Annotated in this window: 16 protein-coding genes and 3 tRNA genes; all 19 read left to right on the top strand. The window is 62.9% G+C overall.

The window, feature by feature from the left end:
- The first annotated feature begins 77 nt into the window (after nt 1-77).
- The 19 genes from ABDB84_RS10805 to ABDB84_RS10715 all read left to right on the top strand — a co-directional run bounded on the left by ABDB84_RS10805 (nt 78) and on the right by ABDB84_RS10715 (nt 24,687).
- The gene (locus ABDB84_RS10805) at nt 78-686 is read left to right on the top strand and encodes a peroxiredoxin (protein ID WP_345919737.1); all 609 of its coding nucleotides are present in this window, start codon (nt 78-80) and stop codon (nt 684-686) included.
- Nucleotides 637-1,116 carry an FKBP-type peptidyl-prolyl cis-trans isomerase gene (locus ABDB84_RS10800; protein WP_345919736.1) on the top strand — a complete coding sequence of 160 codons (480 nt, stop codon included), beginning with the start codon at nt 637-639 and terminating at the stop codon, nt 1,114-1,116. The genes ABDB84_RS10805 and ABDB84_RS10800 overlap by 50 nt, the downstream gene beginning before the upstream one ends.
- 113 nt (nt 1,117-1,229) lie before the next feature.
- Nucleotides 1,230-1,306, top strand: a tRNA-Pro gene (locus ABDB84_RS10795).
- A gap of 49 nt (nt 1,307-1,355) precedes the next feature.
- Nucleotides 1,356-1,432: transfer RNA gene (locus tag ABDB84_RS10790), tRNA-Arg, on the top strand.
- Between the two features lie 52 nt (nt 1,433-1,484).
- Nucleotides 1,485-1,560: transfer RNA gene (locus ABDB84_RS10785), tRNA-His, on the top strand.
- Between the two features lie 734 nt (nt 1,561-2,294).
- Nucleotides 2,295-2,519, top strand: coding sequence for a Flp family type IVb pilin (locus tag ABDB84_RS10780; protein WP_345919735.1), 225 nt, complete (start codon nt 2,295-2,297; stop codon nt 2,517-2,519).
- A 26-nt stretch (nt 2,520-2,545) separates the two neighbouring features.
- On the top strand, nt 2,546-3,088 hold the full coding sequence (locus tag ABDB84_RS10775) for an A24 family peptidase (protein WP_345919734.1): 543 nt from the start codon (nt 2,546-2,548) through the stop codon (nt 3,086-3,088).
- A gap of 59 nt (nt 3,089-3,147) precedes the next feature.
- Nucleotides 3,148-4,104: a Flp pilus assembly protein CpaB gene (gene cpaB, locus ABDB84_RS10770; RefSeq protein ID WP_345919733.1), complete on the top strand. Its 957-nt coding sequence runs from the start codon at nt 3,148-3,150 to the stop codon at nt 4,102-4,104.
- 217 nt (nt 4,105-4,321) lie between these two features.
- Nucleotides 4,322-5,668 (top strand): type II and III secretion system protein family protein, encoded by a 1,347-nt coding sequence (locus ABDB84_RS10765; protein WP_345919732.1) that lies wholly within the window; start codon nt 4,322-4,324, stop codon nt 5,666-5,668.
- Nucleotides 5,669-5,689: 21 nt separating this feature from the next.
- Entirely contained in the window at nt 5,690-6,394 is a 705-nt protein-coding gene (locus ABDB84_RS10760; RefSeq protein ID WP_345919731.1) for a CpaD family pilus assembly lipoprotein, read from the top strand.
- Nucleotides 6,395-6,402: 8 nt separating this feature from the next.
- Nucleotides 6,403-7,653 (top strand): CpaE/TadZ family protein, encoded by a 1,251-nt coding sequence (locus ABDB84_RS10755; protein WP_345919730.1) that lies wholly within the window; start codon nt 6,403-6,405, stop codon nt 7,651-7,653.
- A gap of 27 nt (nt 7,654-7,680) precedes the next feature.
- Nucleotides 7,681-9,135, top strand: coding sequence for a TadA family conjugal transfer-associated ATPase (locus ABDB84_RS10750; RefSeq protein WP_345919729.1), 1,455 nt, complete (start codon nt 7,681-7,683; stop codon nt 9,133-9,135).
- Nucleotides 9,135-10,136: a type II secretion system F family protein gene (locus ABDB84_RS10745; RefSeq protein ID WP_345919728.1), complete on the top strand. Its 1,002-nt coding sequence runs from the start codon at nt 9,135-9,137 to the stop codon at nt 10,134-10,136. The genes ABDB84_RS10750 and ABDB84_RS10745 overlap by 1 nt, the downstream gene beginning before the upstream one ends.
- A 10-nt stretch (nt 10,137-10,146) precedes the next feature.
- Complete coding sequence (locus ABDB84_RS10740; protein WP_345919727.1) at nt 10,147-11,085, top strand: type II secretion system F family protein; 939 nt, start codon at nt 10,147-10,149, stop codon at nt 11,083-11,085.
- A complete protein-coding gene (locus ABDB84_RS10735) occupies nt 11,082-12,035 on the top strand; it encodes a tetratricopeptide repeat protein (protein ID WP_345919726.1) in 954 nt (317 codons plus the stop codon). The genes ABDB84_RS10740 and ABDB84_RS10735 overlap by 4 nt, the downstream gene beginning before the upstream one ends.
- A complete protein-coding gene (locus ABDB84_RS10730; protein ID WP_345919725.1) occupies nt 12,032-12,529 on the top strand; it encodes a hypothetical protein in 498 nt (165 codons plus the stop codon). The genes ABDB84_RS10735 and ABDB84_RS10730 overlap by 4 nt, the downstream gene beginning before the upstream one ends.
- Entirely contained in the window at nt 12,529-13,122 is a 594-nt protein-coding gene (locus ABDB84_RS10725; protein WP_345919724.1) for a TadE/TadG family type IV pilus assembly protein, read from the top strand. Before ABDB84_RS10730 ends, ABDB84_RS10725 begins: the two co-directional genes overlap by 1 nt.
- Nucleotides 13,119-14,684 carry a pilus assembly protein gene (locus tag ABDB84_RS10720; RefSeq protein ID WP_345919723.1) on the top strand — a complete coding sequence of 522 codons (1,566 nt, stop codon included), beginning with the start codon at nt 13,119-13,121 and terminating at the stop codon, nt 14,682-14,684. The genes ABDB84_RS10725 and ABDB84_RS10720 overlap by 4 nt, the downstream gene beginning before the upstream one ends.
- A 49-nt stretch (nt 14,685-14,733) precedes the next feature.
- Nucleotides 14,734-24,687: a beta strand repeat-containing protein gene (locus ABDB84_RS10715; protein ID WP_345919722.1), complete on the top strand. Its 9,954-nt coding sequence runs from the start codon at nt 14,734-14,736 to the stop codon at nt 24,685-24,687.
- Nucleotides 24,688-24,689 lie beyond the last annotated feature (2 nt).

Here is a 24,689-nt window from a genome sequence, read left to right as displayed (position 1 = left end):
CAGGTTTGTCGGTATATAACTTGTGCGCGGCGCAGTCGTTGACTATCCAGAGAGTGTGAGTGCTTGAGGAGAACACGATGGCCTGGTCTACGACGGAGTATCGCAGCATCCCGCAGTCGCCGTCTCTCGGCGTACAATCTGCCCTGCAAGCCACGGGCGGCATGCTTGTTCCGGGAAGCCTCGCGCCGATTTTCACCTTGCCAGATGCAGACATGTGCATGTTTGATCTGGCCGATGCGATCAGCCGTCACAATGTCGTACTTTACTTCTATCCGCGCAACGGGATGCCATCCTGCACGCGCCAGGCGATCCAGTACTCCGATAACGAGTCAGCGTTTGCAGACTGCGATGCGGTCATGGTGGGAGTCAGTCTAGACAGCTGTCAGCGGCATGCAGCTTACCGGGACGCACATGGCCTGGCCATGCAGCTGCTCTCCGATGAAGAGGCCGAAGTCTGCCGTCTCTACGGCGTTTTCGAGCAGCTCGACGTTGGCGGTGTGCCCAGGGCTTCAGTGCAGCGTGCAAGCTTCATCATTGGCCGCGATGGCGTGATCCATGATGTGTTTCACGACGCAGGCGCGCAAGATCATCTCGCAGCAGTGCTGCAATCATTGAAAGAACTGACCAGGAGTAAGCATGGAGATCGTCAAAAATACCGTCGTCACGCTGGATTACAAAGTCCATGACCCGGACGGCAACCTCGTTGACGATGGCGCACAGCCGCTCGTCTACCTGCACGGCGGCTACGACGGCATTTTCCCCTTGATCGAAGAAACCCTGCACGGCAAGAAGCTGGGTGACAAGCTGCAGATCAAGCTGCAGCCGGACGATGCTTTCGGCGATTACGACGAAGAGCTGGTGCAGGTCGAAGACGCCAAGCTGTTCCCGGCCGACATCGAAGTGGGCATGGCTTTCGAGCGCGTCGGTGAAGACGGTGAGGAAGACATGATCTTCCGCATCACCGACATCGCCGACGGCAAGGTCGTTGTCGATGGCAATCATCCGCTGGCTGGTTCGGCGCTGCTGTTCGACATCACCATCGCCGATGTGCGTGAAGCAACGCTTGAGGAAATCACGCACGGTCACGTGCACGGCCCGCACGGCCATCACCACTGATACGCTTCAGGGCAGGGCTGTTGGCGGCTTCGCCTGCATCCCTGTCAGGCTATTTGAACGGCGCGCATTAAAATTTGACAAGCCGTATCGATGTGCCTATAGTGCCGCCTCTTCGGGGTGTAGCGCAGCCCGGTAGCGCGCTTGCTTTGGGAGCAAGATGTCGAGAGTTCGAATCCCTCCACCCCGACCATACGAAGGGTCTGGCCCAAGACGGTAGGCACGAAGGTAAGCAAGCAAGACTGCCCGTAGCTCAACCGGATAGAGCAACGGCCTTCTAAGCCGTAGGTTAGGGGTTCGATTCCCTTCGGGCAGGCCAGGTTTTAAAAGTAGTGGTAAGATTGCAGTAGGTAATTTGTAGTACCCCAGTGGCGGCATTAGCTCAGTCGGTAGAGCACTGGATTGTGATTCCAGGTGTCACCGGTTCGAACCCGGTATGTCGCCCCAGAAATACGAACGGCCCCGTGAGTGATCACGGGGCCGTTTTCATTTTCGTGCGCGTGAGCCGCTCGCAGGCTGGCGCCGGGCGTCTCCTTCGATGCAACATGGCACGGACTGCTACGCAGCTGGCCTGTGCTACAGCCAGGTGGCCACGTTGGCTCCGGGCTGCACACAACTGGCAATTGGCCGGATCAAACTCATAGCGTTTCTTGAGGCAAATTCAGGCGTTAGTCTGCAACGAGTCTTCGAGGTTTGATTGCAGTCGCAGGCTGCCGTTATTGGGGGGCGAGAGGGCAGAACAGCCCCGCCATGGGCGCATTCGCCGGGCGCGCAGGGGAGGGTGGCTGTGCCGTCATGATCCTCGTCGCAGATCGTGTGGATATCGCGCTGACTGATTATCAGGGAGTAGGCAGCGCCCTCCGCTGATGCAATGCGCACGATGCAATTTCGTGGCGCCTCGGTTGGGGTTTCTGTGCAGGTCGCCAAGTCTCCATCGCCGCAAGGCGCCACAGCCCTTGGGGCGTGAAGACGTGGGCTGTCCGCGTTTAGTGGCCTGCGGGCGTGTCGCGGCGGCAGGCCACTGGTTTCTGTCGCCACTTGCTAGGGCACGTTAAGAGTTCTTAATAGTCGTCCTGTTGTCTTGTAAGTGAGAATGCTTCTTAATTGCGAACTGTCGGGTGGCCTCCTTTGTTGTGGTGAGCGCCCGCCATTCGTTAATAAGATTACAAGGCATCCCCAACATGACTTCCTTCATCAAGCATCTCCGGGCTTTTCTGCGTGACGAGAGCGGTGTCACCGCGATCGAGTACGGCATTCTTGCGGCCGCCATGGCTGCTGCGATCGGCGTGATCTTTGGCTCAGACGGCGCGTTTGTTTCGGCGCTGCGTGACAAGTTCAGCAGTATCGCCAAGGACATCACGGCTTCGGGACAGGACATCAAGCAAAGCGCAGCCACCAGCAAGTAATTGTTGGTGACTGAGGATTGCCCCTCGTGTTCGCGGCGTCTGCTACCTGGCTATTGATCGCTGCCCTGATCTGGGTGGTGATTTCAGATCTGCTTTATCGACGAATCAGCAACGGGCTGGTGCTCGGCTTGCTCGCAGTTTGGCTGGCGGGGCTGGTGTGGCGTGCTTGTAGTGGTGATACGACGATCTGGTCGACGAGTTTGCTGTGCGGCGTGCTGACGGCCTTGGCGGTGCTGCTGGTAGGGCTCGGCTTGTTTGTCGTGCGCTGGGTCGGGGCCGGGGATGTGAAGCTGATGGCTGTGCTGAGTTTGTGGTTCGGTGATCAGGGGCTGAACTTCCTGCTTGTGACCTCGATGGTCGGTGGTGTCCTCGCTTTGGCCTTGCCGCTGCTGCGCGTTTTTGAGCTATGGCTGGCGCGTGCTGTGCTGGGTTTTTCTCAGGCCTTGGCGCTCTACTGGCCGAGCTTATTGATGCCGGTGCCAGTGGTATTGGGGGGCTCGTCGCCCCAGGGTATTCCATATGGTTTGGCGATCGCAGCCGGCGCGGCTTGCATGCTGTATCTCGGGTGATGGGGTTTGCGGCATGGCCAGCCTGAGTGCTGGCGGTGCCGGTGTGTAGGAGAGAACAAGTGAAAAGCAAGTCGATTGTGTTGTTGACGGGCGCTCTGGCGATAGCCACGGCGACGGCGCTGGTGGCGCGGGCCTTGATGCGGCCGCCACCGCCGGTGACGATTGTCAAGGAAGTGCCGGCGGCGCGCCCCGTTGTTTTTCGCGTGCTGAGCGCGCAGCGCGATCTGCTGCCGGGCGAATTCATCAATGGCGGCGTGCTGGCGTGGAAAGATGTACCGGAGAGTGATCTGCGGGCGAGTCATTTGTCAGTGCGCAGCGATGGTGATGGGTTGGCTGTTGAGCGCGGTGTGTACGGTGCGACACCGCGTCGCGCGCTGCATGCGGGAGAGGTGCTGACGCGCGATGCACTGGTCCGTGCGGGTGAGCCGGGCTTTATTTCGGCGGTGCTCGCGCCGGGTATGCGTGCTGTATCGATTCCGACCAGTGCCGTGGCCAGCAATGCCGGCCTGGTGTCGGCGGGCGACTGGGTCGATGTCATTCTGAGCCTTGAGCGCGGTACCCAGCTGTCCACTGCGTCGAGCAGTCCGCTGGCCTCCTTGGCGGCGCAGACCATTCTGCGTCGAGTGAGGGTGTTGGCGCTCAACAACAGCGTAGAGAGTATCGCGCCGGTGGTGGTGCCGGAAGAGCCTGAGCGCGATGGCAAGGCCAAGGCCGTGCGTACGACGCCGGGCCGCCAGGTGTATGAAACCCTGACCCTGGAAGTGACGCCTGAAGCCGCGGAGCGGCTGGCGGTTGCGCGTGAAGTGGGTACCTTGCAGGTGGCCTTGCGTGGCACAAAGGAGGATTTGCCGGGGCAGGACGGGTCTGCTACGGCGCAAGCCGGCACGGCAAGCGGCGCGCGGCGTGTGACACGGCTCGCAGATGCGACCGAGATTTTCCAGGGCGCAGGGCGAAGCGGCAGCAGCGTCACGGTGAAGACTTATCAGGGGACCCAGCAAGGCGCCATCAGTTTCTGAGCGCAGTTCTCGCGCGGCGTCCGAAGTCGGACATTTCTATTTTTGATTGCGGATGTGTGTCCAGCTTGACTGAGCATGTCTTTTTTATATGACAAACAAATACAAGTTGCGTGGTCTCATGAACTCTCAGTCCATTCCTAGACGTATTTCCTGTCTGTCGCTGTGCGCTGTGGCCGTCTCGGGAGCAGCATTTTGCGGCGCTGCCGTCGCGGCAGAAATGGCTCCCTCTGCGGTTGTCGTCAATGGGGCGGCATCGCGCCTGCCCGCCAGTGTGCGCCAGGTTGCCGAGCAGGGACAGGTGCGCGTCCGTGTGCGCGAAGGCAGTCTGTTGCAACTGCCGCGTGCGGCAGCCAAGGTGCTGGTGGCGGATCCCAAGATAGCGAGTTTCCAGATGCCTTCGCCGAGCAGTCTGTTCGTGTTTGGCGAGAGTGTCGGCACTACCACGCTGTATGCGCTGGACGCCAAGGATGAGGTGGTTGCGGCCTTGCGTGTAGTGTCCGAGCACAATCTTGATGCCTTGCGCGAACAGATCTCGCGTGCCGTACCCGATGCACAGGTGGAATTGGAGCCCTCGGTCAATGACCGCATGATTGTGCGTGGCAAGGTGCGCACGCCGATTGAGGCGGCCCAGGTGGTCGAACAGGTTCAGGCTTATCTGGACGGCAATGGCAAGACCTCCGGCGCAGCCCGTAGCGCACAGGGCAGTAGCGTCATCAATCAGCTGAAAGTCGAGCTTTCCTCGCAGATCAACATCCAGGTGCGGGTGGTTGAGGTGTCGCGCTCTTTGTCCCATGAGCTGGGATTCAACTGGGCCACGGTGCTGGACGGCGCGACGATGGGTGTTGGTAATGCCTCCGGCGTGTTCACCGCTATGAATGGAGGGGGCTATACCGCGCTGATGCCCAGCTCGGTGACGGGCGGTGCGGCCATTGGCGGTACGGTCGTGCGACGCGGTTCGTTCTCTTTGGGGGGCTTGCTGTCCGCGCTGTCTGCGCAAGGTATGGCGACCGTGCTGGCAGAGCCGAATCTCACTGCGATGTCCGGTGAGAGTGCGGCTTTTGCTGCGGGGGGAGAGGTGCCGATCGTCGTCATCACCAACAACAATGTGCAGATCGACTACAAGTCCTACGGTGTGATCCTGCGTATGACACCGACCTTGCTGTCGGCCAATCGGATCAGCCTGCATATCGCCCCGGAGGTGAGTGAGCTCAGTTCCGAGGGCCAGGTTGTACTCGATGGTGGAACCACCATTCCAGCTTTCACGGTACGGCGTGCCGACACGACCGTCGAGCTGGCCAGCGGGCAGAGCTTTGCGCTGGCCGGCATGTTGCGCAGTACCAGCGCGCAGCAGATCAGCGGCGTGCCCGGGCTCTCGCGCATTCCCTGGCTGGGCCGCCTGTTCGAGCATGAAATGACTCAGGCCAAAGAGTCCGAGCTGGTGTTGCTGGTCACTGCCCAGGTGGTCGATCCGGTATCGCCACAAACGCTGCAGGCCACGAACAGAGGCATTCCTTCTATCGATACCACGGTGCCCGAGTCGGGTAGCGCTGGCTATCTCTACTGATTCCGCAGGAGCCCTGAAATCATGAAACGCGACTTCCCGACATCTGACTCAGGTCTGCCAAGTCCGCACTACGCGCGAAGCTGGCTGCTCGGTGCGCTGCTGGTGATCGGCCTGTCCGCATGCGAGACACCCTTGAATCGCATGCGCATGGAATCTATTGGCAATGCCCCACTGCCTTCACCGGTGGTCGCTCCCCGCGCCGTAGCCCTGGCGCTCCGAGTGGCTGAGGATGGACATGGACTGACCCCGCAATCCCTGGCAGAGGCAAACCGCATGCTGTTCAGCCAGGGACGGCTGCCCTTACAGACCCTGAGCATCACCCCTTTTAATGCGCGTGGCGAGGCACTGGCCCAGCGCCTGGCGCAGGCGCTGCTGCGCAGTGGTGCACGACAGCCCATCGTGAAGCCTCGTCCTGTGGAGGCTGCGCGCCTCAAAGAGGCGCAGGACAACACTTGGGACTTGGAGCTGCAATCGGAAGCCATGGTGGTCAGCCTGCCTGAATGCCGTGTGGCACAGCCAGATCAGCTCATGCTGCGCCCCTACGACGGTGTCGGCCGCCTGGGCTGCGCGACGCGCGCCAACCTGGCGGCGATGGTCAGCGACCCCCGCGACCTGATGCGCCCACGCACGCTGGACAGCGCCAATGGTGCAGCGGCTGTTGCCGCCGTGACGCGCTATCAGGAAGGCGATACCCGCGACCTGATTGACCTCGACTTCAAGGACTGAGCATGAACATGAGCTCGAATTCAGCGGCCAGTGAGCGTAGCGCGGCAGACAGCTTGGTGGCCTTTGTGGCGGCGCCCGAGTACGCGGCGCTGGGCGATCTGTTACAGCGCTTGCAGCGCGTACCTCAGGCCTTGCAGGTCGGTGGCGTGCCCGAGGCGCTTGCCTGGGCGGCCAGCAATGTCCTGCCCGGCATCTTGCTGGTGGATCTGGCGGCTGAGGCGCATCCCTTGCAGGCGATGGCTGAGCTGGCTGCGGCATATGGTCCGGCGACCCGGATCATTGCGGTAGGCGATGCACAGGATGTGGATTTCTACCGTCAGCTGCTGCAGGCCGGTGCGGTGGACTATCTGCTCAAGCCCTTGCGCCTGAGTCTGCTGGCAAACACCTTGGAGCGTGCCGCCAACGGGATTCCGCTTGGCATGGGTGAGCGCTTGCCAGGCGGACGCACCGTCGCCATCGTCGGCGCCAGCGGCGGTGCCGGTTGCAGCTGCATTGCAGCAGCCTTGGGGCAGCTGATCGCCGGGCAGCGCCAGATGCCCTGCGTGCTGGTGGATTTTGATCGTAGCAAGGGCGATCTGCCGCTCTTGCTGGGCACCGACGCCGACGCCGGGCTGGCCGCCTTGTTGGCGGCGCCGGAGATCGACCCGCGCATGTTGCAACGCAGCCTGCGCAGCTTGCCGCCCGCGCTCAGTGGTGGGGTGCCGCAGCGCTTGCACTTGCTGGCGCAGCGTCCGGCGCCGCACCTGAGGGTTGATCCCGAGCGTGTGCTGGAGCTGGGGGGCGCGCTGACCCAGCTGTTCTCGCTGGTGATCTGGGATATGCCCAGCTGTCATACCGAAGGCGTTGCCGAAGTCCTCGATCACGCCGATGTGCGCCTGCTGCTCTGCGAACTGAATGTGCAGTCGGCCCGTCATGTGCATCGCCTGGTACAGCGCTTTGGCGACGAACGCTCGGGCCAGCGCCTGCTCCTGGTCCTCAACCCGACGCGGCCGGCCGGCGCGGCGCCGCTGACGCAGGCGCAGTTTGAGGAATTCATCGGTCGCCGCATCGATTGCCAGCTGCCTTATGCGGGCTCCAGCCTCGCTGACAGCCTGCTCAAGGGGCCGCTGGACCCGGCCAGTCATTCCGGCTTTGCGCAAGCCGTGCTGGGACTGGCCGACAGCGTGCTCGGACGTGCGCCGCAGCGGGCGGCGCCTGTTCGCGCGGGCTGGTTGCAGAAGCTGCTGCCTAACGCGGCCAAGCGCCATTCGTATTCCTGAGCACGCCACAGAAAGAGAAGGCCCACGATGCTGCCGCGCAAATCTCCCCATTCTCGTCCGCAGGCCCATGCCGCTGAAGCCCAGGTGTCGCCGCATGCGATTGCGCCTGTCCCACCGGCCAGTACACGCCCATCTGCGCCGGCCAAGGGCACGCCGCAGCCCGCCGCAGCGCGCGCAGCGGCTGTGGAGCCCGCGCCCCCATCGTTGCGTACCGAGTCGATGGCGCGTGGCGCGGTCAACAGCGAGCAGCAAGCGCAGCGCCGGCTGATCCGCACGGCCTTGTTTGAACAGATCGATCCGATGAAGGCTGCGGCGACGCCACGCGATCGCCTGCAAGCGCAGATTGACGCGCTGATTCGCCGGATCTGCGATGAGCAGCGCCTGCAACTGGCCGCTCAGGAAGAAAGCCTGATTGCGCGCCAGATGCTCGACGAGATGGTTGGCATCGGACCGGTCGAGCCTTTGCTTGCCGATGACAGCGTGAATGACATTTTGATCAATGGCGCCAACCAGGTTTTCGTCGAGCGCTTCGGCAAGCTGGAGCTGACGCCGATCACCTTCATCGATGAAGAGCACGTCTTCAACACCGCACAGCGTATTGCCGCACGGGTGGGACGCCGCATCGACGAAGCCAATCCGATGGTCGATGCCCGATTGCCGGATGGCAGCCGGGTCAATGTGATTACCCATCCGCTGGCACTGGATGGCACCACCATCTCGATTCGCAAATTCATGCGCCGTGAGCTGTCGCTGGAATCGCTGGCCGAGCGCGGCGCGATGTCGGTGGAGATGGCGCTGTTGCTGCGTCGTGCGATGGAAGCGCGGCTCAATGTCATCGTCTCGGGCGGCACCGGCGCGGGCAAAACCACGCTGCTCAATGCCTTGTCGCAGAAGATCAGCGAGGCCGAGCGCATCGTGACCATTGAAGACGCCGCTGAACTGCAGCTCCAGCAAGTCCACACGGTACGCCTGGAAACTCGCCCCGAGAGCGCGGAGGGCGGCGGACGCATTGATCAGCGCGATCTGCTCAAAAATGCGCTGCGCATGCGGCCCGACCGCATCATTCTCGGCGAAGTGCGTGGTGGTGAATGCTTTGACATGCTGCAGGCGATGAATACCGGCCACGACGGCTCGCTATGCACGGTGCACGCCAACACGCCGCGTGACGCGCTGGCTCGGCTGGAAAACATGGTGATGATGGCCAATATGCAGCTGCCCTTGGCGGCGATCCGCCGCCAGATCGCCAGCGCGGTCGACCTGATCGTGCAGATCGAACGCATGCGTGACGGCGCTCGCCGTCTGGTGTCCATCGTCGAGGTCTGCGGCATGGAAGAGGAAGTCATCCAGACGCAGGAATTGTTCTATTTCAAGACGCGCAGCTTCAGCGCCGGCGGCAAACTCGTCGGCGAGCATCTGGGGAGTGGTCTGCGTCCCAATTTCTACACCGAGAAGGGCCATCTCTTCGAAATGGGAGGCGCTTGATGCTGGATCTGTTCACGCTTCTGGTGTTCGTGCTGGTCTTCATCGTTTTCTTTACCGTGCGCTCGCTCAGTGCGCGCGAGCGCCGCGAAGTCGCCATCGCCGAGCACTTGGCGACGCTGAAGGCGCAGCTGCTGCATGATGCGCCGACGGCGGTGCTGGAGGCGGATGATTCTATTGCCATGCCTGCGGAGCGGGCCTGGCTTCCCGCCGTTCTGCAACGCTGCTTGCCACGCTGGCCGCGCGGCGCGGCGCTGCTCGACGCGCTCTACATGAACTTGCAGCGCATCGGCTGGCTGCCCAGCTTGCGCCGGCGTCTGGTTTTGAGTGCTGCGGCAGCCGCTTTTGTGGGACTGCTGCTGGGCCGGATGACGCCGGTGCCGCTATTGGCTGGTTTTGGCTCCGGGCTGCTGTGCTGGCTGGCCATTGTGTTGCTCAGTTTCCAGGCGGCGATGGGCAAATACAGGCTTGAACTGGCGCGTCATCTGCCCGAGTGCATCGATGCCATTACGCGTATTTGCCGCGCCGGCGTGCCCCTGCACAGCGCTTTTGCGATCACCGCAGCGAATCAGCCAGGCCCTTTGGCAGATGAATTCAATCAGATCGACCAGTGGTTGCGCCTGGGCTTGCCGCTGCGCCAGGTCGTGCAGACTTCGGCACAGCGCGTGCCGCTTGCCGAATACCGTTTCTTCGCGGTCATTCTGATCATCAGCCAGGAGTCTGGCGGACGCCTTGGCGATACGCTGGAACGTCTGGCCGCCACCCTGCGGGCACGCGCCGAGCTGAAACTGAAGGTGATGGCCAAGACCTCCGAGGCCCGCGCCTCGACCAAGATCGTGGCCTTGCTGGTGCCCGGCGTGCTGGCTTACATGTACCTCAACGCACCGGCAGATTTCCGTTTCATGTTCAGTGATCCGACCGGCCTTAAGGTCAGTGCCTATGCGCTGGCCAGTGTCGCCCTGGGTTTGTTGATCACTCACGTGATGGTTCGGCGTGTCGGTTGAGGGGCTGCGTATGAGCGAAGACTTCTTGTTCAATGTGCTGCTGGGCATGTTCCTCAGCAGTCTGGCGGCAAGCGTGTTGCTGTGGCGCCGCGAACTGGCCCGCAATCCGCTGCGTGAGCGCTTGCAGCAAGATTCCGCCGCCGCCGGGCTGACCCCCTCGGGTGAGGGGATCGCGCTGGAGCAGGCCGTGTTGTCGCCCTGGCTCACTCGTCTTGCGACTTTCGGCGAGCGTATCGCCGGCAGCGAGCAGGATCGCGCCACGCTGCGCCGCTTGCTGGGGACGGCCGGTTGGCACCACAGCGATGCGCTGGGGCTGCTGATGCTGGCGAAATATGCGTCTGGCCTGCTGTGCCTGATCGCTGCGCTGTGGGGGCCGTTTGCGCCCGCCAGCCACTTCGGCATGAGCGCTCTGGCGGTCGGACTGCTGGCCTTGTTCGTCGGTAGCACGCTGCCTGAGTTACTGGTCAAGCGGCGTGCCGCCCGGCGTCACGAGAGCCTGACGCGCAGCATGCCCGATGCGCTCGACTTGATGGTGATTTGCGCGGAGGCGGGTTTGCCTTTCCCGCGCATTCTCAAGGTGGTCTCGCGCGAGCTGGCGCTGAGTGCCCCGGTGATGGCCGAGGAGCTTGCCTATACCAGTGCCGAGCTGCAAATGCTGCCCGACCGGACCCAGGCGCTGCACCATCTGGCCGAGCGGACGCGCGTGGCGGCGGTCGAGAGCACGGTGTCTTCGCTGATCCAGGCCGAGCGCTATGGCACGCCGCTGGCGCAAGCGCTGCGCACCATCGCCGATGAAAGCCGCAGCACGCTGATCCTCAGCCTGGAGGAGCGTGCCGGCAAGTTGCCTGCGCAGCTTTCGCTGCCGCTGATGACCCTGATCCTGCCACCCGTGGTGGCACTGGTCGCCACCCCTGCGCTGATGCGCGTCATGCGTTCCCTGATGTCATGAAAAAGCTATTTGTACGTCTTTCATTGCCGCTCCTGATCCTCGCGCTGGCAGGCTGCGGCGCAATTCCCGTCCGCAATGCAACGGTGCTGAGCAGTCGCACGCTGCCCGCTACAGCCAGTGTGGCCGGACTCCCTGGCGCCGCGCCCAGCCGTTCGCAACAGGACAACACGGCGGCTGCGGCGGCGGAAGGGGAGATGCGTCGGGCGGAAGGTTTGCGTCTGGCGCGTGTGCTGCGTGATCAGGGTAGTTTCCAGGCCGCCAGCGAGGTGTATTCACAACTGGATCACAAGCAGTTGCTCAAACCGCTGGAACTGCTCGAATACGCCAGTACGGCAGCCATCGTGCAGACCTCCCAGGATAGCCTGGCGCTGTTCGGGCGTGCCCGCCGCGAGTTGCAGCGCAGTGCCGAGCTGCTCTCGCCGGCCGCACAGATTGCCTTGTGCGGCGGACTGGGGCGCGCACGCCTGGCGCTGGGGCAAACGGAAGAGGCCTTGCGTGACTTCGATTGCGTGCTCCAGCAGGATGCAGACAACCTTCCCGCGCTCAACGCCAGAGGCGTGGCTCTTGACGCGCTGGGACGACACGAAGACGCACGCAGCATGTTTGCACGTGCCAGCGCGCTGGACCCCGCAGATTTTCGCGTCCTCAATAATCTGGCCCTGTCGCATCTGTCCAGCGGCAACTCGGCGGAGGGCATCCGGCTGCTCAAGCAGGCGGGAGCGACCGGCTTGCCCACCGCACGCTTGAATCTGGCGCTGGCGTATCTGCTCGACGGACAGGACCAGGAAGCCCGACAAGCGCTCGGCTTTCTCTCGCCACGCATGGCGGACAAAGCCTTGGTGACGCTGCAAAGCTATCGGACGCGGATTCGCGACGGTGCGCCCGTGGCAGCAGAGTTCCTGGCAGCAAGCCGCCAATTGCTGGCTTTGCGTGAGGAGTACAAGCCGTGAGAGGCGCAGGGCGGGGCGCACAGCGTGGCGTGCTGGCGGTCGAGGCGGCTTTCGTGCTGCCGGTGGTGATTGCCGGGGCGATGATGTTCATGGAGCTGGCCAGCATCGGTTTGACCATCGACATTGGTAACACGGCTCTGGAGCGTGCCTTGCAGGAATTCCGCCCGGCCGGCGCGGCCGGCGTCGATATGGACGATATGGAGGATCGCATCCGCCAGCAGATGGCGGCAGCCTCGCATGGCTATCTGACGGCCGGCAATATCGTCGAGGTCAGCGTCGAGCGCTTCAGCTCGCTCGACGCGATGGGCAAGGGCGGCGACAGCGCGGCCGACACGAGCTCCAGCACCCAGCAACAAGTGCCGGTGTGGCGCGTCACCGTTGATATCCGCAAGGATTTCATCACGCCGATTCCGCGCTTGATGGCTTTGGAAAATACCAACTTCCGCTATCGCTATCAGCAACTGCTGGGCTATCTGCCCAAGGAGACCAGCTGATGCGTACGATGCTTCGCCTGATGCGTCAGCGCGGCAGCTTCGCTGTCGAAGCGGCACTCATGTTGCCGATCCTGTTTGGTGTCGGCGTGGTCGGTAGCGACATGTATCGCATTGGCATTACGCGTACCGAGCTCGAACAGCGCAATGGCTCCTTGGCGCTGACGCTGGCGATGCAACACCAGCTCACCGAGAGCGGCTTGCAGGCCTTGGTGGACTTGAGTACGCAGGATGCGCCCACGCGCTACCAGCTGCTGATCCTCAATGTTCGCCAGTCCGGCAAGCTCAATTGGGGCTTCAAGCGTGGTCAAGGCGGTGAGCTATGTGAGGTGCCGGTCAGCGCCGGCCGCTATACCGGCGCGCTGCCCGAAGCTCTGCCTGAAGACAGTGAGAGCGGCACCGATAGCAGCACGTTTTCCTACATCGTGGTGCGCAGCTGCCGCAATACCGATGACATCAGCCTGGCTGGCGGGGTGAGCTGGCCGCAGGTGCTGCAGGTCAATAGCCTCCAGCGCAGCGTGGTCCTCGATCCGGAGCTGGATGACACCCTGACAAGCGAGAACAAAGCCACTGGCTTGGCGGATAGCGAATCATGATGAGCAAAGACTGTCGTGGGGCGGCACTGCCCCTGAGTTTGTTACTCCTTGCTGGCGTGTTGTCACTGTCGGTTTTTGCGCTGGATGCGGCACGCATGAAGAGTGATGCAGCTCAGCTCAAACGTGCGACCGACGCGGCCGCGCTGGCGGTGGCGCAGGCCGCCGCGCGCGCGCCGGATACGGATGTACAGACGCTGGCGGAGAGCTATGTGCGCAGCAATCTGGGTACCGATGCAGCGCAATTGTCAGAGGATCTGCGCATCCAGCTGAGCCCGGTTTCAAACGCTGAAGGCAAGGGCTACACCGTCAGTGCAAGCTTTGTCAGCGCGCCCTTGTTGAGCGGGGCCAGCACGCAGACGGTCAGCGTGTCATCGACGGCAATTGCTCGCTATCAGCCGCTGGAAGTGTCATTGGTGCTGCCCAATACCTCGAGTGAGAATGACAGCAATCTTGCCGTGCTGCGGCGCCTGGGGCGGCACTTTGCAGAAAATCTCGTAGACAGCCGGGAGAACGCCTGGCTGGCGCTGGTGCCCTATAGCCAGGCGGTGAACGTGTCGGTCGAACTCGGCTCGAACGGCCCGGGCGCCGAACATGCGCTGCGTCTTCGGCAATGGGCGATGGCCAGTGCGCTGCGCCCGGTCGAATTGACAGCCTTGTTCCGCAGCGGTTATGCCGGCTTGACGGACCGCCGTATTCCGGACCGTCGTGCCAATCTGCTGTGCATGTATCGCGGACTCAATCTGGGCGAAAACTACTTCTGGGATCAGCCCCCGAGTGGCCAGTTCAGGGTCTATTACCGCGCCGATCTGCCCGAGAACGGCAGCCCCGGCGCCCCGGCCATCAGCTGGATCGGCCCCAACCCAACTTTCGGTCAGGCCAACGGTGCCAACGACACCCGCTGGATGGTGGCGGACAAGGGCTGCCCGCATGCTCCGCTGCTGCCGCTGAGCAATGATCTGGACAAGATTGGCGAGCGGCTCGACCAGATGAGCACGCGCTTCAATGTCAATTACGCGATTGCCATGGGCTGGGCGGCGATGGCGCTGGCGCCGGCTTTTCAAGGCAGTTCAGGCTGGGGGCTGCAGAATGACTTGCCAGGTGAGTTCCAGGATGGCAATAGCGGTAGTTATAAGACCATCGTCATGCTCGTCAATACCACCGGTCAGCGCTGGTTCGACAGCGATTCCTACAACGCCTATGTTGGCCAGTCTATTGACGGCGGTACAGGGCAGGGCAGCGGGGCCAGTGATCCGGTCATTACCCGGCGCTTCGCCCGGCTGTGTGACAGTTTCCGCCAGCGCAAGCTGCGCTTCTTCCTGATCGCCGTGGGCCAGGACGAGATCCCGAACAACGATCTGGGCGCTAGCGGCACGATTGATGGGGCTTCTCAATTCAGGCGCATCGCGGGGCCGGGGCTGACCAACTGCGCCGAAGATAAGGGCGACATCACTTATCTGTCCGGCTTCGACTTCGTGGCGCGGGAAGGCACGATCCAGGACCGCCTGGACGAGATCCTCAAGGACATCCGACAGAAAAGCACCTATGTCCGACTGATCGATTGAAGCCTGCGCCCGCCTCCCATTTTCATTCCTCTTGTCCCGGAAGATCTTCATGACCACACGCCTACCTTCGCCGCGTCGTTTCCAAGCCCTGGTTCTGGAACCACGCATGATGTTCGATGCCGCCGCAGTGAGCACGGCCGACTCAGTGGCCAAGGCGGTCACGGCTAGCGCTGAGGCGCCGGGTGTGCAGGCCACCCCGGTGAATGCCACGATCACCCTCACCGATACGACGGACAGCTTTGCGGCGGTGGATCTGTTCAAGGCGGTCAGCGTGACCGCCGAAACTGCTGCCACCGGCACGGCCGATTCCCTGAGCACACTGGTCATCAGCATCGATCGCGCTGGCAGCAATCAAGCCCTGGTGATCGATGGCAAGGCCATCACGCTCGAAGCTGGCAGCGGTACGACACGCGCTGCCGACGATGGTTATGTCTATAGCGTGACGGTTTCCGGCAGCACCACGACCATCACGGTGCAGATCAATTCCTTTGCCTCTGACACCGTGGCCGGCGCCCAGGCCTTGATCGACGGTCTGGCCTACCAGGTGCTGGACAAGACGGTCAGCGCCGGCACTGCCACCGTGACCCTGCGCAGCCTCAGCGATGAAGGGGGGCAGAGCAGCGATCTGAGTGCGATCCAGGCGAGTATCACCATCGACAGTGCGATCAATGCGGCACCGGTGATCGAGGCCGTCAGCGCGCTCGAAATCCGCGAGCAGTTGACGCTGGCCGAGCTTGGCGCCAACGAGGTGGCCTACTCCACGGACGGCAAGTTTGCCTATGTGGCGGGTAGCAACGGCATCCAGGTCTTCGCGGTGGACAGCATCGGCACGCTGAGCTCCTTGCAAACCTTTACCAGCACAGATCTGGGCAGTGTCAGCCAGATGGTCGTCAGCAGTGATGGCAAGTCGATCTACAGCATTTCCGGTACGGCTACGGTGGTGCAATTGAGCTTGTCCAGTGATGGCCGCATCGTCAGCGCCAGCACCGTCGCCACCGGGAACGGCAATGCCACCGGTGGCCTGGCGATTTCCAGCGATGGCGCCTATGTCTATGTGGGCACCCAATACAACGACGTAGTCATATTCAGTCGCGATGCAACGACCGGAGCCTTGGCTATATTCGGCCGTGCCATCAGCAATGGAAATGGACGCGACGGGGTGATTGCCACGCAGGGTGATCATGTCTACGTGTTCTACGCCGGGGTCGGGGTCCTGAACCCAGCCAGCCTGACTGTCTACCAGCGCAATGCCGATGGCAGCCTGAGTCTATTGACCAGCATCACTTCCAGCACCATCGGCCGGGATACCTCGAATGACCACCTGGTCGTCTCGGCAGACGGTCAGAGCCTTTACGTCGCGGACCCGGACAATGGCGTCATCGCCATCTTCCAGTTCAAGAACGGAGCATTGAGCGAGTCAGGCAGCGTTGCCTTGAGTGGGGTTGGCAGCCTGGCGCTCAGCGCGGACGGCAGCCAGCTTTATGCCGCTCGCAGCAATGGCACGCTCCAGGTCTATACGCTCGAAAGCAATGGCGATCTGAGTCCTGTCGGCAGCGTGACCGGCGCGGGCAGTGGCCGTGACATTGCGGTCTCGGCACAGGGCTCGCTACTGGTCGCCGGCGGCACGCTGAGCCGTTACAGCACGATCCATAATCTGAATCTGGGCGAGGCCAACAGCTTTGCCAGCGGGCTGCGCTTGAGCGACAGCAACTTCGATGCATTGAACGATGGCGCAGGCAATTACAAGGGCGCCAGTATCAGTGTCAGTCCGAGCGTTGCGGGGGGCAGCTTCGGCTTCGCAGCAGGTAATGGCCTGGTTTTGTCCGGCAGCAGCATCACGCTGGATGGCAGCGTGATCGCCAGTTTCAGCGTCGATCAGCAAGGCCGGCTGAACCTCAGCTTCAGCGCCAACACCAGCACGGCGGTGGCCAATCAAGTGCTGCAGCAGCTCACTTACAGCAGTCCTGCGACGATCCTCACCGGCAGTCTGCTCACACTCGATGTTCAGCTCAGCGATGGCTTGCTGGTGAGCAGTGTTTTAAGCCTCAGCTTGCGCGCCAACAGCGTGCCGCAGGCCAGCGTCGGCGACTTCACGCCACCCACGGTCACCACTGAAACCGCCTATAGCACCACCTTGCCGGCTACGCTGTTTAGCGATCTCGACGGCGATACGCTGAGCTGGTCGGTCTCCGGCCTGCCCGCCGGGCTCAGCTTTGACCCGCTTACCCGCACCCTGTCCGGCAGCACCACCGCCGTGGGGCAATACACGCTCGTCGTCACGGCAAGCGATATCTATGGCGCCAGTGCTGCATTGACCCTGAATCTGGTGGTCGAGCAGATCGATAACCGAGCGCCGAGCGTGAGCGCGGATGCGCCGGCCACGCTGGCCAGCGTGACGGTCGGTAGCGCCTACAGTCAGACCCTGAGCGCCGCGCTGTTCAGCGATGCCGACAGCCTGTACGCCGATAGCACGCTGAGCTGGAGCGTCAGCAGCTTGCCCGAGGGGCTGGTGTTCGACGCTGCGACCCGCACGCTCAGCGGCACACCAAGCAGTGTGGGTGACTACCAGATCAGTGTGAAAGTCACCGATGAGCACGGTGCCAGCGCTGAACTGAGCCTGAGCCTGCGCGTGATCTCACAGGCCGAGGCCGACAACCATACGCCGGAACTGGTGCTCAGTGCCGACCAGCTGATCTACAGCAGTGATGGCAGCCTCAGTGGCTACAACTATTACGTCAACAGCATTCAGCTGTCCGCGGATGGCCACACCCTGGTGATCGCTGGCAGCACGGCCAACAACGCAGGCGGCACTCACTACCTGAGCGTCTATGCACGTGATACCGCCAGTGGGGCGCTGACGCTGCTGCAAACCTTCCGTCAAGGCACGGCCGATGATGGCAATGCCGACAACGGCATCGAGATTGACGGCCTGCAGGGTGTCACCGCGGTGGCTTTTTCGGCCGATGGCAGCGTGCTTTACCTCGCAGGCTATAGCTCTACCGGCAGCACCACTGCCTATACCCTCAGCGTGTTCCAGGTGGATGCCAGCAGCGGCACGCTGAGCCTGCTCGGCCAGCTGGCCGGGCCCAGCGAGAAGGTCGTCGACATTCGCGCAGCCAGCGAGGGCCGCAATCTCTACGTACTGTCGGCCACGACGCTCTACACCTATCAGCTCAGTGATGCGGGCAGCTTGAGTCTGCTTGACAAGGACACTTCCAAGGCAGGCCTGGGGACCGCCGTGACCATGGCCGTCGGCAACGACGGCACTGTTTACGTCCTTGCTTCCAACTCACGTTTGACGATCTTCACCCCCGCGTCCGATGGCAGCCTCAGCGAGGCGGGCCAGCTCACCCGCAGCGGAACCACGCTGAGCTATGCCGACGCCATCAGTGGAACCAGCAGCAGTTTCACCATCAGCAGCTCTAGCGCGTTCAACGGAGGCGCTTCACTTGCCGTCTCGGACGACGGGCATATCTACCTGGTGACCACCAACGGCTTCCTGACCACCCTGAGCTATGTCAGAGAGAGCAATACCCTGAGCCTGGTCAATGCCACCAACAGCATCTACTCCAGCCTCAGCCAATACCCGCATGTCGTTTTCCTGTCGGAGGACGGCACGACGCTCTACGCCGGTGGCGGTGCGAGCAGCAAGCTGGCGATCTACCACCTGGCGGCGGATGGCACGCCGGTGCTGGCCAGTACCCTGAGCATTGCCGGCGCGGTGTCGCGAATCGCCGTGAGTGCCGACGGCCAATCGATCTACGCTGGGCGCAACCTGTATTTCGGCACCCCGGTGCTGAGTCTGGTCAGCGCGCCAGCTTCCCTGAATCTGGCCTATGCCGAGGGCAGCAGCATCCATCCGGCCACGTCCCTGAACCTGGCGGATGCCGATTACGATGCGCTCAATGGCGGCGCCGGCAATTACAAGGGCGCAACCCTTAGCCTGGTGCGCTCAACAGGCGCCAATGCCGATGACAGCTACGGCTTTACTGCGGGCAACGGCCTCAGCCTGGTGGGCAGTGAGATCCTGCTCAATGGCGAAGTCATCGCTCATTTCAGCAACGAAGGCGGCACACTGAGCGTGGTCTTCACCGGCGATGTCAGCACGGCTGTCGCCAATGCGCTGCTGCACCAGATCCGTTACACCAATACGAGCAAGGATCCCGGCGCGCAGCTGAGCCTCACCCTGGCGGTGCAGGACCCGTTTGCGAGCGGCAAGTCCTCGATGAATATCAATCTGACGGTGAGCGAGCTGAACGATGCGCCGATCGTCAGCGCCACGGCGCTCAGCACGCAGCAGAGCGCGGGTGAGGCGGCAGTCGACCTGTTCGCCAATGTCTCCGTGTCCACCGTCGAAAGCGCGCAGGCGATCACCCGTCTGACGCTGACCGTGTCCGGTCTGCACAACGGCGCCAGCGAAACCCTGCGGATCGATGGCACGACCGTGGCCCTGGTGGCCGGCAGTGGCACGACGAGCAGCGGCTACAGCTGGCAGGTCAGTGTCGATGCCGACACCGGGGTGGCGACCGTGGTGCTGAGCAGCAGCGCAGGCTTGAGCAGCACGGCAGCCGCCAGCCTGATCGATGGCATCGCCTACGCCAACAGTGACAAGGCGACTGGCGTAGCCGGGGCGCGTGTGATCACGCTGAGCGCGATTCAGGACAATGGTGCTACGGCCAATGGTGGGGTCGATGCGAGCGCGCTGGCCATTGCGGCCACGGTGCAGGTCGAGGTGGGGCAGGATCCCGTGCTGGGCGCCGAAACCGGTGCCCTCGAACTGGCCGAACTGATCCGCTCCGACAACTACCCCAATCCCTACGCCGGCCTGCTGGATGTGGTCAGCGTGGGCGACCAGGTTTATGCGCTGCGCACGACTTCGGAGTGGGTTTATAACGAGGCAACAGGCACCGGTAGCGATGTCGAGATCACGACCCTCTACACCTTCCTGCGCAATGCGGATGGCTCGTTGAGCCTGCAGGCTACGCTGGATGCCAGTGCCGACAACGGCCTGCAAGGGGGCAGCGCCATCGGTGTGTCGAATGATGGCGCAACACTTTATGTGATCAATGCCAGCGGTATTGCGGTGTTCAGTCGTGACACCGCGAGTGGCGCGTTGAGCACTCTGGGCAGTCTGAGCATTGCCACCACCGGTGAGGTCAGCGTCCAGGGCAACAGCCTCTACCTGACTGCAGGCGACACGCTCAAAGTATTCCAGCGCGAGAACGGCAACTGGGTCGAGAAAGACTCGGAAACGCTGAGTAATCTGGAGGCGCAGTTCAGCGCGCTGCAGTTTTCCAGCGATGGTTTGTTCCTGTTCGCCGGCACGACCGGCGGTGACACCCTGGTCAGCGTATTCAGCGTCAGCAGTGATGGCAGCCTGGTGCACCTGCGCGATGTGCAGGGCGCCAATCCGGCGGCGAGCGCGCAGTACTACTACACCAGCTCGCTCACCCTGTCGCCCGATGGCAAGACCCTGTATGTCGTTGATGACAGCAGCGTGCACAGCTTCAGCGTCGGCAGCGATGGCAGCCTGAGCGTGACCGGCAGCGTCATCACGCTCGACGCACAGCCCAAGCAACTGATCGTGTCCCAGGACGGTGCCGCACTGATCGTCATTGCCGAGAGCAAGATCGGCATTTATCTGCGCAATGCTTCCGGTGCATTCGAATTGCATGAATGGATCAGCGGCGTCGGCGAGGCTTACAGCTGGGGCGGCTACGAGGTCGATTTCGGGACATTGCGCCAGGCCAGCCTCAGTGCCGATGGCAGCCAGCTTTATCTGACCGGTACCTTCTCCTGGAACGACGGTTTGCTGGTGCTGGATCTGAAGCCCGCCACGTCCACTTACGTCGAGGATGGCGAAGCCGTGGCCTTGCTGCCCGGCGCGACCTTGTCCGATCCGCAACTGGATGTGCTCAACGGCGGTGCAGGCGACTATCAGGGCGCCAGCATCGTCATTGAACGCAGCGCTGGCGCTCAGGCCGAGGATGTCTTCAGTTTCCTCGCAGGCAACGGCCTGAGCCTGGAAAACGGCAAGATCCTGCTCAATGGCCAGGCCATTGCCGACTTCGTCCAACAGGACGGCAAGCTCACCCTGAGCTTTACCGCCAGCATCAGCCAGGCCATGGCGCAGAACGTGCTGCGTCAGATCGCCTACAGCAACAGCAGCAATGACCCTGCCGCTACGGCAAGCTTTCAGCTGCAGCTCAATGATGGGAGTGGCCATACCGACACTCTGAGCGTTGATGTCGCGCTCGCAGGCGTCAATGATGCGCCGTCGATCGAGACCAGCGGGCTGAGCCCGAGCTTCCATGCCGAAGGCGAGGCGGTCAAGCTGTTCCAGAACACCCGCATCGACACCGTGGAGGCCGGGCAGACGGTCTGGCAGGTGGTCCTCACCCTGGATGCCGCCAATGCCAGCGACATTCTTGGTGTGGACGGCGGCAAGATCGTGCTGGATACCGCCACCAGCGGCACCCTCACCACCGCCACTGGCATCGTCTACGCGGTCAAGATCGCAGATGGCAAGACCATCGTGACCTTGTATCTGAACGACAGTGTGGAGCGTGCCCAGAGCGTCATCGACAGCCTGAGTTACAGCAACAGTGGTGACGCCCTCAGCGGCACGCGCAGCATCAGTCTGAGCATCAAAGACTCTGGCGACGGAAACAATGCGGCCACGGCAAGCAGCCAGGCCATCGTCAGCCTGGCCGCGGCCAGCGCCGTCAATAGCGCGCCCAGCCTGGGCGGCGGCTCGGCGGTCAGCTACAGCGAACAGGCCGCCGCGATCGCCATTGCACCGGGGGTGACGGTGAGCGATGCGCAGATGGACGCCTTCAATGGCGGTGCCGGCAATTACGACGCTGCGGTGCTCACCCTGAGCCTGGGCGAAGGTCACAGCGCAAGCGATAGCCTGGGCTTCCTGTCGGGCAACGGTCTGAGCCTGAGTGGCAGCAGCTTGCTCAAGGACGGCAAGGCCATTGCTAGCTTCAGCATCGCCGATGGTGTGGTGACGATCCGCTTCAGCGACGCGGCAGGCGTGATCCCGACCACGGCCGATGTGCAAAACGTGCTGCGGCAGATCAGCTATGCCAACAGCAGCGATGCGCCGGTGGGCAGTGTGGCGGTTCAGATCACCCTGGTCGACCAGCGCGGCTTGAGCTCCGCAGCGCTGGAGCTATCCATCGCCATCAGCGCCAGCAATGATTTGCCGAGTATCGGTAGCGACCCGGTGCTGTCGCTGGGGGCCTTGGAGTCCTTGCAGCAAGTGGCCGCGGTAGCCGGGCTGGATACGCTCAGCGCCGGTACGCTCTCCAGCGATGGGCGCCTGGTCTATGTCGCCGATGTCAATGGCGCCATCGCCTTGTTCAGCCGCGACACCAGCAGCGGGGTGCTGAGCTATGTGAAGACTTTCGCGGCAGCGTCGGGCTTGAGCGCCATCGAGCAACTGCAGCTCTCTGCCGATGGCAAGACCCTGTATGCCCTGAGTGAGACGGCACAGAGCCAGCAAGGTGTGATCGCCTGGTTCAGTGTCGACAGCGCGGGCCAGATCACCTATGCCGGCTCGATATCCGAGGACTATGCGCTGCATGGCGGCGCGCTCTCCGGCATCGAGGGGTTTGCACTCTCGGAAGATGGCCAGAACCTCTACCTCTTCAGCAGCGGCAACCAAAAACTGGTCTGGCTCAACCGTGATGCCAGCAGCGGTGCCTTGAGCTACGCCGGAAAAATCGATGGCGACATGTGGAGCGCGCCCAATCTCTGGGCAGCGACCGACATCGTCAGCCAGGGTGATCTGGTCTATGTGGTCACCAATGCCGCCGCGGGTTCTTCCCTGATCGTCTATCAGCGCGACGCCAGTGGCGCACTCAGCCTGCTTGGTTATACCCGCACCGGCAGCGCTACGTTGCAGGGCCTGCAATCGATCACGGTGAGTGATGACGGCCGCACCGTGGTCGTCGCCAGCGGCTCGCAGATTGATGCTTTCTCGCTGGATACCGGCAGCGGTGTGCTGACCCACCTGGGCTCGATCAGTGCTTCCGGGATCAGTGATGTGAGCCTCTCGACGGACGGCAAGGCGCTGTTCGTCAGCCTCGCTGACGGAACGCTGAACTATTACGCCACCGCGACCTGGCAACCGCTTTCTTCGCACAGCGGGCAGAGCGGTGCGCAGCAGCTTGCCGTGTCCGCCGATGGCGGCCTGCTGGTGCTGGGCAGCGGCCTGGATGTGTTGAGGCTGCCGGAACAGCCTGCTCCGGCGGTGCAGATTGGCGGTACGCCGGTGCTGCTGGCGCCGGCGCTGAGCCTGAGCGATGCAGAGCTGGATGCTGCGAATGATTATCAGGGCGCCAGCCTGAGCCTCATCGGTCAGAGCGGTGATCGCTTCGGCTTCCAGGATGGCGCAGGCTATAGCCTCAGCGGCACCAGCATCCTGTTCAATGGCAGCGCTGTCGCCACCCTGGTACAGAGCGGTGACAGCGCAACGCTGAGCTTCAGCGCCAGCTTGAGCCAGGCGCAGGCCAATGCCATCCTGCGCCAGATCACCTACAGCAATGCAAGCGGCAGCGTTGGTAGCCACAGCATCAGCCTGGTGTTCAACGATGGGCAGGCCAATAGTGTCGCGTACAGCCAGCAGGTCACCACCCTGGCATCGAGCAATCAGGCACCGCTTGCCAGCGAGGTCAGCTACAGCCTGAGCACGGCCACGGTCGGCCAGGTTTATCAGGTAACGTTGCCGGCCAGTCTGTTCAGTGATCCGGATGGCGACGCGCTGAGCTGGAGCGTGAGCGGCCTGCCCAGCGGTCTGAGTTTTGACGCTGCGACGCGCACGCTCTCCGGCACGCTCAGCAGCAGCGGTTCCTACACGCTGACCGTGACGGCGACCGATCCCTCGGGCGCCCAGGCGCAGCGCAGCTTCAGCTTGAGCGTTGAGGCGGCCAATGCCGCGCCGCTCGCCAGCGAGGCCAGCTACAGCCTGAGCGCGGCCACCGTCGGCCAGGCTTATCAGGTGACGCTGCCGAGCAGTCTGTTCAGCGACGCGGATGGCGACGCGCTGAGCTGGAGCGTGAGCGGCCTGCCCAGCGGCTTGAGTTTTGACGCCACCGGCCTGAGCCTCAGCGGCAGTCCGTTGCAGGCTGGGGCGTATCCCTTGCTGATCAGCGTCAGTGACGGACGTGGCGGCAGTGCGACGCGCAGCATTCTGCTGACGGTGCAGGCGGAAAGCTTGCCGCTGGCGCAAAGCCCGGCGGTGATGCCGGTCGTGCTGCTGAACACCGAGCGGGTCCGCGAGGCGCCCGAGCTGAGCGCCGCGCAAGGGATGCTGTTCCAGCGGCTGGCGACATCGCTCGGCGTGAGCACGCCAGCAGGTGTGGCCAACTCGCCCGAGCCGGTGCCTGAACCTACTTCGAGCGGGCGCGCGCTGCTCGATATGCTGGATGCCGCCGAGGCCCAGCGTCTGGCGGACGAGCAAGCTGATGCCGGAATCTTGCTGGCCGATGGTCAGCGTACGCCACTCGCGCTGGCAGCGGCCGACGGCGGGCTATCGGCGCGTGTGGAGCGTTTCAGTGCCAGCTGGCAGCGCGATGTCAGTGGCAACCGCCAGTTCATCGTCTTGCCGCGTGCTCTGTTCCGGAGCAGCGAGCCGCTGCTCAGTATCAGCCTGCGGCTGGCGGATGGGCGTGTTTTGCCGGCGGACAGCGGCATCCGCCTGGACCAGGAACAAGGCCTGATTGTGGCCGCCGGTCAGCGCAACAGTACGATCTGGCTGCTGCTCGAAGCCCGCACCCTCGACGGGCGCACGCTGAGCATCCCGCTGGAGCTGCACGCCGATGGCGCCGCAGCCGACAGCGCTGCGCCCGGCCTTGCCGGCAAATCCTCCTTGAGCCAGTTGCTACGCACGCATGCAGTGCCTGATCTGCGCGCTGATGCCGCCCGCTTGCTCGCCAGTCTGCAGTCGCCGAATGCTGCAAATCCTCACCAACAACGAATGTCCGTGGAAGGTTGAAT

Origin of the sequence: Uliginosibacterium sediminicola, assembly GCF_039631295.1 — a bacterium.
GTDB classification, from domain to species: Bacteria; Pseudomonadota; Gammaproteobacteria; order Burkholderiales; family Rhodocyclaceae; genus Viridibacterium; species Viridibacterium sediminicola.
The sequence above is the reverse complement of the archived record's forward strand: the minus strand, read 5'-3'. Positions and strand labels throughout refer to the sequence as shown.

What these genes read in the sequence shown, in the direction of transcription:
- ABDB84_RS10800 (WP_345919736.1), top strand. Translation starts at nt 637, where the DNA reads ATGGAGATCGTCAAAAATACCGTCGTCACGCTGGATTACAAAGTCCAT.
- ABDB84_RS10720 (WP_345919723.1), top strand. Translation starts at nt 13,119, where the DNA reads ATGATGAGCAAAGACTGTCGTGGGGCGGCACTGCCCCTGAGTTTGTTA.
- ABDB84_RS10750 (WP_345919729.1), top strand. Translation starts at nt 7,681, where the DNA reads ATGCTGCCGCGCAAATCTCCCCATTCTCGTCCGCAGGCCCATGCCGCT.
- ABDB84_RS10760 (WP_345919731.1), top strand. Translation starts at nt 5,690, where the DNA reads ATGAAACGCGACTTCCCGACATCTGACTCAGGTCTGCCAAGTCCGCAC.
- ABDB84_RS10715 (WP_345919722.1), top strand. Translation starts at nt 14,734, where the DNA reads ATGACCACACGCCTACCTTCGCCGCGTCGTTTCCAAGCCCTGGTTCTG.
- ABDB84_RS10780 (WP_345919735.1), top strand. Translation starts at nt 2,295, where the DNA reads ATGACTTCCTTCATCAAGCATCTCCGGGCTTTTCTGCGTGACGAGAGC.
- ABDB84_RS10755 (WP_345919730.1), top strand. Translation starts at nt 6,403, where the DNA reads ATGAGCTCGAATTCAGCGGCCAGTGAGCGTAGCGCGGCAGACAGCTTG.
- ABDB84_RS10735 (WP_345919726.1), top strand. Translation starts at nt 11,082, where the DNA reads ATGAAAAAGCTATTTGTACGTCTTTCATTGCCGCTCCTGATCCTCGCG.
- ABDB84_RS10740 (WP_345919727.1), top strand. Translation starts at nt 10,147, where the DNA reads ATGAGCGAAGACTTCTTGTTCAATGTGCTGCTGGGCATGTTCCTCAGC.
- ABDB84_RS10765 (WP_345919732.1), top strand. Translation starts at nt 4,322, where the DNA reads ATGGCTCCCTCTGCGGTTGTCGTCAATGGGGCGGCATCGCGCCTGCCC.
- ABDB84_RS10805 (WP_345919737.1), top strand. Translation starts at nt 78, where the DNA reads ATGGCCTGGTCTACGACGGAGTATCGCAGCATCCCGCAGTCGCCGTCT.
- ABDB84_RS10745 (WP_345919728.1), top strand. Translation starts at nt 9,135, where the DNA reads ATGCTGGATCTGTTCACGCTTCTGGTGTTCGTGCTGGTCTTCATCGTT.
- ABDB84_RS10725 (WP_345919724.1), top strand. Translation starts at nt 12,529, where the DNA reads ATGCGTACGATGCTTCGCCTGATGCGTCAGCGCGGCAGCTTCGCTGTC.